The sequence below is a fragment of the Salinivibrio sharmensis genome (genome assembly GCF_001995985.1).
GTDB lineage: Bacteria > Pseudomonadota > Gammaproteobacteria > Enterobacterales > Vibrionaceae > Salinivibrio > Salinivibrio sharmensis.
Map to the genome: position 1 here is coordinate 186681 of NZ_MUFC01000003.1, position 12652 is coordinate 199332.

Annotated in this window: 13 protein-coding genes; all 13 read right to left on the reverse strand. The window is 51.4% G+C overall.

The window, feature by feature from the left end; genetic code table 11:
• Positions 1-50 precede the first annotated feature (50 nt).
• Positions 51-776 carry an RNA polymerase sigma factor FliA gene (locus BZG74_RS04370; RefSeq protein WP_077578014.1) on the reverse strand — a complete coding sequence of 242 codons (726 nt, stop codon included), beginning with the start codon at positions 774-776 and terminating at the stop codon, positions 51-53.
• Positions 769-1656 carry a MinD/ParA family protein gene (locus BZG74_RS04375; protein WP_046074933.1) on the reverse strand — a complete coding sequence of 296 codons (888 nt, stop codon included), beginning with the start codon at positions 1654-1656 and terminating at the stop codon, positions 769-771. The genes BZG74_RS04370 and BZG74_RS04375 overlap by 8 nt, the downstream gene beginning before the upstream one ends.
• Positions 1649-3199 carry a flagellar biosynthesis protein FlhF gene (gene flhF, locus BZG74_RS04380; RefSeq protein WP_077771511.1) on the reverse strand — a complete coding sequence of 517 codons (1551 nt, stop codon included), beginning with the start codon at positions 3197-3199 and terminating at the stop codon, positions 1649-1651. Before flhF ends, BZG74_RS04375 begins: the two co-directional genes overlap by 8 nt.
• Before the next feature lie 25 nt (positions 3200-3224).
• Complete coding sequence (gene flhA, locus BZG74_RS04385; protein WP_077578012.1) at positions 3225-5330, reverse strand: flagellar biosynthesis protein FlhA; 2106 nt, start codon at positions 5328-5330, stop codon at positions 3225-3227.
• Positions 5331-5481: 151 nt separating this feature from the next.
• The gene (gene flhB, locus BZG74_RS04390) at positions 5482-6618 is read right to left on the reverse strand and encodes a flagellar biosynthesis protein FlhB (protein ID WP_077771512.1); all 1137 of its coding nucleotides are present in this window, start codon (positions 6616-6618) and stop codon (positions 5482-5484) included.
• A gap of 6 nt (positions 6619-6624) precedes the next feature.
• Positions 6625-7407: a flagellar biosynthetic protein FliR gene (fliR, locus tag BZG74_RS04395; protein WP_077771513.1), complete on the reverse strand. Its 783-nt coding sequence runs from the start codon at positions 7405-7407 to the stop codon at positions 6625-6627.
• Positions 7408-7418: 11 nt separating this feature from the next.
• Positions 7419-7688, reverse strand: a complete 270-nt coding sequence (gene fliQ / locus BZG74_RS04400; protein WP_046074938.1) for a flagellar biosynthesis protein FliQ — start codon at positions 7686-7688, stop codon at positions 7419-7421.
• Positions 7689-7699: 11 nt separating this feature from the next.
• Entirely contained in the window at positions 7700-8539 is an 840-nt protein-coding gene (fliP, locus tag BZG74_RS04405) for a flagellar type III secretion system pore protein FliP (protein ID WP_077771514.1), read from the reverse strand.
• Positions 8536-8919: a flagellar biosynthetic protein FliO gene (gene fliO, locus BZG74_RS04410; protein WP_158020628.1), complete on the reverse strand. Its 384-nt coding sequence runs from the start codon at positions 8917-8919 to the stop codon at positions 8536-8538. The genes fliP and fliO overlap by 4 nt, the downstream gene beginning before the upstream one ends.
• An 8-nt stretch (positions 8920-8927) precedes the next feature.
• Positions 8928-9326 (reverse strand): flagellar motor switch protein FliN, encoded by a 399-nt coding sequence (gene fliN / locus BZG74_RS04415; protein ID WP_046074940.1) that lies wholly within the window; start codon positions 9324-9326, stop codon positions 8928-8930.
• A 29-nt stretch (positions 9327-9355) separates the two neighbouring features.
• A complete protein-coding gene (gene fliM / locus BZG74_RS04420) occupies positions 9356-10426 on the reverse strand; it encodes a flagellar motor switch protein FliM (protein WP_077771516.1) in 1071 nt (356 codons plus the stop codon).
• A gap of 8 nt (positions 10427-10434) precedes the next feature.
• Positions 10435-10926, reverse strand: a complete 492-nt coding sequence (gene fliL, locus BZG74_RS04425) for a flagellar basal body-associated protein FliL (RefSeq protein ID WP_077771517.1) — start codon at positions 10924-10926, stop codon at positions 10435-10437.
• A 22-nt stretch (positions 10927-10948) separates the two neighbouring features.
• Positions 10949-12574, reverse strand: a complete 1626-nt coding sequence (locus BZG74_RS04430) for a flagellar hook-length control protein FliK (RefSeq protein WP_077771518.1) — start codon at positions 12572-12574, stop codon at positions 10949-10951.
• Between the last annotated feature and the right edge of the window lie 78 nt (positions 12575-12652).

Genomic DNA, 12652 nt, shown 5'->3' on the forward strand with positions numbered 1-12652 from the left:
TATCCAAGGTTGCCTCCGGTGAGGTCTCGTTTTATTGTCGAAACAGTTACTTACTCACTATGCCAAGCGGATAGCTTAGCTCTCAAACGTTGCGTAGCCTGACTTTGAATCTGACAGACCCGGGATTCACTGACCCCTATCACTGCTCCTATCTCTTTGAGGTTTAATTCCTCATCATAATAAAGAGATAGCACCAGCGCCTCTCTTTCAGGAAGACTTTTGATCGCCGCCGCTAATGCGGCTTTGAAACTGTCTTCCGCAACACCCTGAAAGGGAGTGTTGTCATTACGGCGACTCTCTGTTGTGAATGCATCTTCAGAGACGCCCAGATCATCCATCCCGATCAACCGCCCACAGTTTACATCGTTAAGCGCCTGATGGTACTGCTCTAAGCTCATATCAAGCTTCTCTGCAACCTCCACGTCGGTTGGATCCCGACCTAACGCTTTTTCTAGCGATGCGATAGCATCACTGATTGAACGGCTCGCCTTGTGGACAGACCGTGGCACCCAATCACCGCGGCGCATATCATCCAGCATAGCACCGCGAATTCTAATACCGGCATAAGTTTCAAAACTCGCCCCTTTGGAGGGGTCATAATTTTGCTGTGCCTCAAGGAGGCCGACCATACCAGCTTGGATCAAATCTTCTACTTGAACACTCGGTGGCAAGCGCCCCATCAAGTGATGCGCGATGCGCTTGACCAAACTCGAATAACGCTCAAGTACCGCTTGGCGATCTGCCCCTGTGCGGCTATACGTGAGCGCTCTATTCACGAACTAACTCTCCTGCGTCATCATTTTTGATAAGCAACCGCTCAACAAAAAACTCCAGATGGCCTCCCGGATTTCGCGGCACCGGCCAGGTCAGCGCTTTGTTCGCCAGCGCATTCATTGCCAATGATGCGGGCGAGCGAGGAAATGCGTCAATGACAACTTTTTGTTTTCTCACTGCTTGCCTCACCCTTTCGTCAACGGGAACACATGCTACTAATTCTAGATTAGCATTGAGAAACCTTTCAGTGACTCGCGTTAATTTTGTGAACAAGTCTCGTCCTTCACGGTAGCTTCTGACCATATTTGCAACAACTTTAAAGCGTGTCACACCATGTTCACGGCTGAGTACTTTAATCAATGCATACGCATCAGTAATTGATGTAGGTTCATCACAGACCACAATGACGACATCTTGTGCGGCGCGCGAGAAACTCAGTACCATGTCTGAAATCCCCGCGGCAGTATCCACTAAGAGTACATCAACCTCTTCTTCGAGTGTACCAAAAGCGCGAATTAAACCAGCATGTTGCGCCGGTGTTAGCTCCGTCATACCTTGAAGACCAGACGAGGCAGGTACGATTTTCATACCGTGCGGACCTTCGAGAATAATATCTTTCAGATCACAGACGCCTTGGAGCACATGAGATAGGTTTTTGCCCGCTCTTAGGCCAAGTAACACATCCACATTGGCGAGGCCAAGGTCGGCATCCAATACCATGACTTTTTTCCCTTGGCGAGCCATAGATGCGGCCATTCCCAATGTGACATTGGTTTTCCCTACGCCACCTTTCCCCCCGGTTACGGTAATAACCTTGGTGCGTGACGGATTGGTTAAACGGCGCAGGCCGCTTGCTTGATCTTGCATGCTTGTCTCAATCATAAAAGTCCGCCCCATTCGACTCTGGGACATCACTGTTCCAGAAGTGGTTGTGCTGATCCGCACCTGACTCCAACATTTCACTGGCTTTGCCAACCAGGAACTGTCCCGTGGCTTGGCGGATATCTTCTGGCACACGTTGCCCGTCAGCTAAGTAGGCCACAGGCAGGGCATTTTCGATGGTGACACACAACAGTTCACCGAGGCTGAGCGATTCATCGAGTTTAGTCAGAACACATCCCGATAACGGGATGCGGCGAAAATGTTCAATGGTTTCTTGTAAGACGCGGCGTTGTGATGTCGCCGGTAATACCAGCAAACTACGAATATGCGATCCACTATTTTGCATCAGGGTATCGAGCTGTTCCGACAAGCGAAGATCACGCTGCCCCATCCCAGCAGTATCTAGCAATATCAAGCGTCTATGACGCAGCTGATAAAGGATGTCGGCAAGCTCATCGGCATCTTTAGCCACTTTGACTGGGCAACCCAAAATACGCCCATAAGTGGCTAACTGTTCATGGGCACCGATACGGAATGTATCTGTGGTCACCAAGGCAATGTCTTCCGGACCAAATTCCATCGCGGCTCGCGCCGCCAGCTTAGCAATCGTGGTGGTTTTCCCCACCCCAGTCGGGCCAAGCAGTGCTATCACCCCGCCGGTTTCTAGCATATTCTCGTCAACCGTGATCACTTGATCGGCAACCAGGTCAAGGAGCGCTTGCCACGCCTCATTCGGTGGTGTCTCTTCTGGGATATAACAGGCCAATTGATCCGCCAGCTCGGAAGACAGTCCCATACGCTCTAAGCGTTTGATGAGCATGGCGCGTAACGGCTCTCGCCGCTCGACCTCTTGCCACATAAGCCCCGATAACTGGTGTTCTAATAGGCTTCTAATCGATGCCATTTCCTGACGCATTGCATCAATTTCTTGATGAGAAGCCTGAGATTGACGTCCCTCAAACCGGGATGGATCTAGCTTAGGCTTGGACGTTGACGGAGATGCTTGCGGACCGCTCGACTTATTGGCAGCCGTTTGCCAGCCAGAACGACTACTACTTTTAAGTTGCCGACGAGGCTCATAACCGCGTCCTAGTGCAGTGGGCCGCTCGTCAGCCCCTGATGGCGATGGGCTCCGTGTTGACTGCTTTTGTTGGCGTTGTAGCAACGCGCTCAACGAGTCAGCTTCTGTTTCTGGTTCAGCTGTCTGAGATTGCTCACGGTACTCATCCAGCATCGCGGAGAAGCGAGGTGGGCGCTTAGTAGAACCGTTTTGACGGCTACCTGCCTGTTGTCGTTGACGCAGTTGCACTTGATCATCCGCTAGTTGGCGGTGCGCCTGAGAATAAGCCTGAGCAGATTGTTGCTGCGCTTTTGGTGCGGGCTTATCAGGCATTGGCTCTGTATCCGCATCAACCGCTGCGACAATTTCTACGCCGCCTGTCACTTTTTTGTTAGACATGATCACCGCATCAGCGCCGAGTTCTTCTTTCACTTGGCTTAACGCTGCTCTCATATCCTTTGCAAAAAAACGTTTTATTTTCAAAGCACTGCCCTACTCATAAACGATGTTAATTGTTGCCAACCGCATTAACGATACGAATTTGTTTCTCATCGGGCACTTCTTGATAAGACAACACTCGCAGCGTCGGTATTGTGTTTTTGACAAATTTCGCCAATGTCGCTCGTAGCACGCCAGACGTTAGTAATACGGCCGGCTCTCCTTGCAACTCTTGCTGTTGCGTCGCCTCAGCTAACGAAGACTGCAACCGCTCAGCCAGACCCGGCTCAATGCCTGTCGACTCGCCACCCGATGCCTGCATAGTTTTATGCAACATCTGTTCCAGTTCAGGAACAAGCGTGATGACTGGTAGTTCAGGGGCGCTGCCATTGATTTCTTGAACGATCAGACGGCGCAATGCAATCCTGACCGCAGCGGTTAAAATGTCAGGATCTTGACTCTTGCCGGTATACTCGGCCATGGTTTGCACGATGGTACGAATGTCACGGATAGGGATCGCTTCACTGAGTAAGTTCTGCAGCACTTTGACTAACACACTGAGGGGAATTTGATCCGGGATCAGTCCTTCAACCAAGCGCGGTACCTGCTTACCTAGCATATCGACCAGGTTTTGTGCTTCCTCGTGACCCAATAAACGCTCGGCGTTGTTAGTCAGCATCTGGCTAAGGTGGGTGGCCAACACAGTGGCAGAGTCAACCACGGTGTAACCGAGTGCTTGCGCATGCTCCCGTTGGCTTGGCTCAATCCAAACCGCCTCAAGGCCGAAAGCCGGATCTTGGGTGGGCTCTCCGTCGATAGGACCAAACACTTGACCTGGGTTGATCGCAAGTTCATGTTGAGGGTGGACTTCGGCTTCTCCGACAGCGACCCCCATTAAGGTAATGCGATAGTTATGGGGTGGCAGTTCAAGGTTGTCGCGAATATGTACCGGTGGGATCAAAAAACCAAAATCTTGCGACAGCTTTTTACGCACGCCTTTGACTCGGTCGAGCAGCTCTCCCCCCTGATCACGATCGACCATGGCAATGAGGCGATATCCAACCTCCAGTCCGATAACATCCACCGGCTGTACATCATCCCACGATAACTCTTTCGGCTTGGCGGGCGCCGCTTCGGGAAGATCAGTTTGCTCCGGCGCTTGCTGTGCTTTTTGATACTGCTTGTACTTCCAGTATGCCAGGCCACCACAAATCACTGCCAGCAATAAGAAAGGCAAATGAGGCATCCCTGGTACTAGGCCCATCACCGTCAAAATACCAGTGGCAATCATCAACGCACGCGGATTATCAAACAGCTGGAACACCACCTGTTGGCCCATGTCTTCTTCGGTGTTTTGTCGCGTCACCATAATGGCGGCGCCTATCGACAGCAGCAACGACGGTATTTGTGCAACCAGACCATCACCAATGGTCAGTAAGGTATATACTTCCAACGCCTCGGAAAAACCCAAGCCATGTTGGCCCATCCCGATAGACAAGCCACCCACAATGTTGATGAAAAGGATCAAGATACCGGCGATGGCATCGCCTTTAACGAATTTAGACGCACCGTCCATTGAGCCATAAAAATCCGCTTCTTGCGTGACTTCTTGGCGTCGTGACCTTGCTTGCTCTTGGTCGATAAGCCCGGCGTTTAGGTCGGCATCGATCGCCATTTGTTTACCTGGCAATGCATCCAAGGTAAAACGCGCGGTCACTTCTGAAATCCGGCCCGCACCTTTGGTGACGACCATGAAGTTAATGATCATCAAAATCAGAAACACCACCAAGCCCACGGCATAGTTACCGCCAATCACCACCGAGCCAAAGGCACCGATCACTTGGCCTGCTGCATCGGGTCCTTCGTGGCCATAGAGTAAGACCACACGCGTGGAAGCAACGTTAAGAGCCAGCCGCATTAACGTTGCAATCAAGAGCACCGCTGGGAAAGCCGCAAACTCAAGTGGGCGACGTGTATAAATGGTGACCAGCAGTACCACCAGCGACAATGCAATGTTAAACGAGAACATTAAATCGAGAAGCATTGGCGGGACTGGCAGAACCACCATCGCTAAGGTCGCTAATACCAGTGCAGGCGCGCCGATAGCCGGCATCGCTCCCAATCGGTGGTAAGGCACTTTGTCAGAAAATGGCAATCGCCAGTTAGCTTTTAACATGTTAAGCGTTCAAATCCATGATTGGTGAACGCGGGCCTGGTGCCGCGTATAATCAAAACGGGAATGCAGAGGAAGCAAGTTTTACGCCAAAAAAAGGCAACAAAGTGTCAGCATTTTGGCACTACGCTGACATGACCGCGCTCAGCGACGCTCAGTCATGTTGTAAGTCGGAAGGGATAGGTAAATAAGCGTCATCAGGACGAGTGGGTCGTCGACCCCGTCCTTTTTTGTATTGCTTAAGCTGGAAGACATACGCCAAGACCTGCGCAACGGCGGTAAACAAACCATCAGGGATCTGTTGCTCAAGCTCGGTGCTAAAATACAATGCCCGCGCCAGTGGGGGGGCGGGGACGATGGCAATGTCATATTCAGCCGCAATTTCTCGTATTTTCAATGCAGTAAAGTCCGAGCCTTTGGCTATCACAACGGGCGCACTATCGATATCACTGTTGTAGCGTAACGCCACGGAGTAGTGTTCGGGGTTGGTCACGACCACATCGGCTTGAGGAACGTCCGCCATCATCCGGCGTTGCGCCATCTCTCGCTGCAACATACGAATTCGCCCTTTCACTTCTGGGCTGCCTTCGGTTTCTTTATGCTCGTCTTTTACTTCTTGCTTGGTCATTTTAAGCTGCTCATTGTGTTGCCAAATTTGAAACGGCACATCAATGACCACCACAACCAACAGCGAGCAGCACACGAGCAATATGAAATTCAGTAATATGTCGAGCGCGTGATAGAGATTACTGGGGAAGGTATCAATAGTCAGCTCAAAGAAGTCTTCCAGGTTCACATAAACCAGATAGGTCGCCACGCCCGCGACCAACAGCACTTTGAGGACAGACTTCAATAGCTCGACCAAGCCTTGGGTACCAAACATACGCTTGAACCCAGAAAGCGGACTCATTTTCGACAGTTTAGGTCTCGCCGCTTCCCAGGAGAAACTCACGCCACCGAGCCCGGCCGCGCCCACCAGACCGGAGACAAATAAGACAATCAAGATAAGCCCCAGAGGCATAATCAGGTGCAGTAACTCTCCGACCACCACCAGCATCAGCTCTGAGCTGTCGAACACCTCCGCGCGCGACAGGGAAAAGAGCCGCGTCATCAGTGCCATCAAGGCTTCGCCCAACGCCTGCCCAAACCACATCAAACTGATTGCGCCCACTACCAATACGGCAACCGAAGCCAGTTCTCTTGAGCGCGGTACTTGGCCCTTTTCCCGCGCCTGCTCCTGCCTTCGGGGTGTGGCGTCTTCTGTTCTTTCCTGACCGTCGCTCTCTGCCATCAGCTTCTATCCACAGTTAATTCGAATCAGCGAACAAACTTGGTTCAACCCTGTTTCCCAATGATTGTTGTAATGCGTCAACATACCGAACAGCAAATACCAGCTGATCAGCAACCCCATTAACAATGCAAAAGCGAAGCCAAGAGAGAAAATGTTTAGCTGCGGCGCAGCCCGCGTCATTACACCAAATGACAAATTAACTACCAACAAGGCGATGACGCCGGCTAGGGAAATACTGAGTGCAACTTTAAACATGATGCCAAACCACTGTGCCAAACTGCGGTAATCGGCAGCGCCAATCATTTCGCCAATCGGTAAGGTGTCAAAACTCATCACCACCAGGTTAAGCATTTTTAAATGGCCATCGGTGGCAAGAAACAACATCACAGCCAAAAACAAGTAAAATTGACCCAGTAAGGGTGTATTCTGCCCATTGGCAGGGTCGACCATCGACGCAAAGCCCAAACTCGATTGCATACCCAGAATTTGTCCCAATACCACAAAGGTTTGGGTGATAAACTGCGTCACCATCCCCATGGCCACGCCAATCACTATTTGCTGAGCCAACACAGTAAAACCGGCAAACGAGACCAGCTCGATATTCTCGGGGGCGGCCGGTAGCGCGGGCATCACCGCAAAGGTAATCGCTAACGAGAGGTAGAGGCGGATCCTTACTGGCACAAAGCGCGCGCCAAAGAAGGTCATCGCCATCATCATTGACGAAATACGGGTAAAGGGCCAAAAGTAGTTAGCCATCCAAGATAAAATCACCGAGGCAGGATATTCCATGGCATGCCTCGTCAATACAGAATGTTAGGGATATGGTCAATCAAGCGATAGAAATACTCCATCAGCATTCGCGTCATCCAGTGGCCAAAAAACATCAGCGCAATAAAGGTCGCGATCAAACGCGGTAAAAAGCTCAGCGTTTGCTCGTTAATCGAGGTTGCCGCTTGAAAGATGGCGACAATCAGGCCAACCAACAAACCAGGCACCACAATCGCTGAGACGAGGAGTAACACCAAATAGAGCGCATCTTGGAAAAGCTCGACAAACGCTTCTGGGGCCATCGCTGCCTCCTTTAGCCGAAACTGGCGGCTAAGGTGGAGAGGATAAGATTCCACCCATCAACCAGAACAAATAGCATCAACTTGAAGGGTAATGACACTATCATGGGCGATAGCATCATCATACCCATCGCCATCAGTACCGACGCCACGACCAAGTCAATGACCAAAAATGGCAAAAACAACATAAAACCAATTTGGAACGCGGTTTTCAGCTCTGATGTGACAAACGCTGGGATCAGTACCGTCATCGGCACTTGTTCAGGCTCATCTACTTGCGCCCCAGACATATTGACGAAGGTTTCCAAATCTTTAACCCGCGTTTGCCTAAGCATAAACTCACGCAGCGGCACCTGTACCCGAGCAAACGCTTCTCGCGCGGTAACCTGCTCATTAATATACGGCTGAATCGCCTCAGTGTTCATTCTGTCAATGACTGGCGACATGATAAACAAGGTTAGAAACATCGCGATACCGATGATCACCTGATTAGAGGGTGTTTGCTGTAACCCCATTGCTTGACGCAAAATCGCCATCACCACCACAATCCGGGTGAACGACGTCATCAGAATGACAACTGCAGGTAAAAACCCTAAAGCGGTCATGATTGCTAAGATTTGCAACGTGACCGAGTAGTCTTCACTGCCATCCGGGTTCACACGCATCGTGACCGCGGGGATCCCGCCTCCCGTATTGCGGCCCACTTCTAAACGTGCCGCCTCACCGCTTTCACTAATCGATTCGGTGGTGATGCTTTCTTGTGCTGGCGTCGCTTCTTGTTCAGCAGCAGCAAATGGCGTAAATAAGGTGGCTGTTACCCAGACCCAAGTGGCCAATAACATTCGTATGGTCATTTTCGATTCAACAATTGACTAAGCTGATTGGCAAAGCGAGAATGCTTGTCAGACGCTGGCGTCGCAGTTGGAAGAGGGTTATCAAGTGTTTTCAACAAGTTCACGCTGGTTGCCGTCACGCCGACAACCAATTGCTCACCGTGGATATCAACCACCAGAATGCGCTCCTTTTGACCCACCGCCAATTGGCTGACGATCGTGATTCCATCACCTTGCTGTGCCAGCCCCGGCACTTTTAACCGTCGCAGCAACCAAGCCAGAGCAAAGATAAGCCCCAGCACTAGCCCCAGCGACAATAGCATTGTCACTATACTGACCTCGGGCGCCGCCGCCCAAGCGGGCATTGGCACCAAGAGTACACCCCAAACGCGTCGGTTCACCGTCATCCCTATCGTAGTTTTTTAATCCGCTCAGTCTGGCTAATCACATCCGTGAGGCGGATACCAAACTTATCGTTCACGACCACCACTTCACCGTGAGCAATCAAGGTGCCGTTAACCAACACATCGAGCGACTCACCCGCTAATCTGTCTAGTTCGACCACCGAGCCTTGGTTAAGTTGGAGCAGGTTACGGATGTTTATTTGTGTGTGTCCGACTTCCATGGAAATGGTGACCGGAATATCCAAGATAGCATCCAGTTTCCGCTGTTCATCCGCCCCCATTTTTTGCTCGCTGTCATCAGTGAGCTCTTCTAGTGGTGCCGCTTGTACATCATCTGAGCCCTCGGCATCAGATTGCTCAGCCAGGGCTGCAGCCCAATCATCATCTACATCATTTTGATCCATGACGTCTCACCCTTTTTTACTGGTTCTGATCACTGAGCATTACCTTGTTTATCATCAATGGGTAAGTCTTCCTCGAGATCATCAAGTAGCTCAGGTTTGTCCTGCAACAACGAAATATCAGACTTCGCCATTTCAGGGCGTTTAAGTTTTTCCACAATTTTTAGCGCCAGTTTATCGCTAGACTGCCCCATTTTCGCCCGATAGGTCGGCAAGTCCTCCACGAACACGGTACACGCATCCGGCATATCAACCGGGATCACATCGCCTTTTTGCAGCTCCATCAGATCGCGCAACGATAAGGTGACATCCAATAGCTTGGCACTCAATTCAACATTCACATCCAAGATCTCATCCCGCAGCGCTTTACTCCAACGCACATCGGTATCCATCTTGTCACTTTGCACCCCAGCATCGAGCAGTTCGCGAATCGGCTCCAGCATTGAGTAAGGCATGACCATGTGAATATCACCGCCACCACCATCAAGCTCAATGTGGAATGAACTCACCACAATCACTTCTGAGGGGCTGACAATGTTGGCCATCGCCGGGTTTACTTCCGAGTCTAAATACTCAAACGCCACTTCCATCACCGGTGCCCAAGCGTCTTTGTAATCCTCAAACATCAACTTAAGCAGCATCTGGATCACACGTCGCTCGGTTGGGGTAAACTCTCGCCCTTCAATACGCGCATGAAAGCGCCCATCACCACCAAAAAAGTTTTCCACCAAAATGAACACCAGACGAGCTTCCATGGTGATCAAGCTGGTGCCTTTTAACGGGCGAAAACGCACCATATTCAAACTGGTCGGCACGTACAAGGTATTTTGATACTCGCCAAATTTCATCATCTGCACGCCGTTGATTGATACCTCGGCAGTTTTCCGCAGCATGTTAAACAAGCTAATGCGCATATGACGGGCAAAGCGCTCATTGATAAGCTCGAGCGTCGGCATCCGCCCACGTACAATGCGGTCTTGTGACGAGAAATCAAAGGAGACGGCACCGTCTTTATCGGCCTCGGGCTCGTTATCTTCCTCTTCGACGTCATCAACACCGTGTAAGAGCGCATCAATCTCGTCTTGGCTGAGTAAGTCTGTCACATCATCACCTATTGCATCACAAATCCAGTGAAGAGCACCCGCTCCACCACCGGCTCGCCCGTTACTTTGATTAAGGCCGCGCGCACATTTTCTGCCGACTGACGACGAATTTCGAGTTGGCCTTGTGGTGTGCGCAGTTGCTCCACCGTGGCCGCACCAAACGTATTAAGAAGCGCGTGCTCAATCAGAGGTAAGTTATCCTTCGCTAGGGTTTCCATCTCACTACCACGCACTAACAACTGGGTGTTGACTTGCACCAGTCGCTGTTGTTCATCCCCAGTGACATTAAAGACAAACGGTTTAGGTAAGGTGACATAAATCGCCGGCAGCGCATTGCTTTGCTCCTCGAGCACAATGTCTTCTTGGCCGCCATCATCACCAGAGAGGAAAAAGAACGCCGCACCGCCTGCCGCTGCGAGCAATACAACGGCGGCCACAATGATAATGATCAGCTTTTTCTTGCTCCCACCTTGCTCTGGGGTTGCGTTATCATCTGCCATGGCTGGTCTTGCTCCTTGTTATTTAAGCGTAGTAATCGACGGCGCGATCACTGTGTGAGACGTTCAGCGTTTGTCCGGCTAGCATGATATCATCGCCATCATCCGGCCCTGTCTTGCCACGTGGTGCCCCACCTGCATTGCCAGCACCATCACCATGCTGGCCAGAGGCCATCTGTTGTGCGCCACTGTCTTGCTGTTGAACCGACCCCTGGGCTAACTGTAGCCCTTGTTGCTGCAACATATCGCGCAATCTTGGCATCGCTTGCTCGACAGCATCACGCGCTTGCTGGTTCGCCACCGTGATATGCACAGAGGCTTGGTCGTTGTTTATCCCCAACTTAATTTGCATGCGTCCAAGCTCGGGTGGGTCGAGACGAATATCCACTTGCTTCAGGTTTTTGGACAACATCACATTGATTCGCTCAGTCAATGCCGCGCCAGCTTCGCTAGGCGTTTGCCCCAAAGGTAGCGGGGCCTGCGCACTTTGAGCTACCTGGATATCTTGTCGTGCTGTCGCCGCATTCGCGCTTGGTGTGCCTAGACTGCTTGCCAGCTGCTGGGCCAAGTTCTCTCCTCGTGAGGCACCTTCCGCCGCGCTTGCTGCGCTGCCTGCAGCCAAGGCTGCGTCAGTTTGAACGGCTTGTTCTGCCATCGCTTTTAATGCCGCTTTGCTCAGACTGTCTGACTGACTGTTTTGCCCTGCCAACAACGAAGAAGCACTAGGGTTCGCCACATTGGCTTTAGCATCTAGCGCGGTTGCATTTTGTTGTGTCCCCGCGACCTGACGCAATTTATCAGCCAACTCATTGGCTTTGCTAGCCGACGCTTCTTTGGCTAACAAATCTTTGAGCGCAGACTCTTTATTGACTGACGCAGCATCGCCTAAGGCAGACTCACCGGGCGCCATCTTATCGGCGGCAGCCCCATGTTGACTCTCCTGCTGCGCCTTCATGGCCGCCCATTTGATCGCCGGCCCATCCACTGGGAGAGATTGCCTCCCTTTAGGCTCCTCACCACTGCTATCAAGCGCCACTTGGCGCCCAGCACCTCGTTCCAATGCGGCGCCACGATCTTGCGTGGCTTTAACCTGGGCGACTAACGCGGCGAGTTGTTCGGGCGATAACTGTGCCAATACCTCCTCCGCGGAAACCTCATCCGGCAGCGCTTTAGAGAGTTCGGCAAGCAGTGCTTGTTTGTCTACCTCATCCTCTTGACCCTGGAGATCTACTCGAGCGTTGCTGTCAGCGTCGCTCATCGGTAATGCATCGGCAGATAATGCCGTGGTATCCCCACCGGCAGGCAAGGTTTTGCCAGTAAGCATGTCCGCCGCTTGATTCAAACGCATTAATAAGGATTGGCTTTCTTCCATTGCCGTCATATCGGCAATTTTTTCCATCTCAGCCTCGCTGAATACACCGTCAGCCAACATGGCTTCCGCATCAATGGCCTGACCATCGACGAGTAAGGTTTTGCCATCAGAGGTAAGCTTGATTGACTCCTCTTGTCCTTCACTTCCATTGAGGGATTGATGCAAAGCGGACAAAAAGCCGGCACTTTGCTCTCCTTTCACCTCACTGGACGCGCCCTCATTAGGCGCAGACGGGGTTTTACTCGAAACATTGGAAAGTGTCAGCATTGACTGCGTCATAAGTTTCTCATCATTACCTATGGGTACCTATGCGTCAGCTTGCCATCAGCTGGCGCGTCAGTAATGAGAAAGCAATTA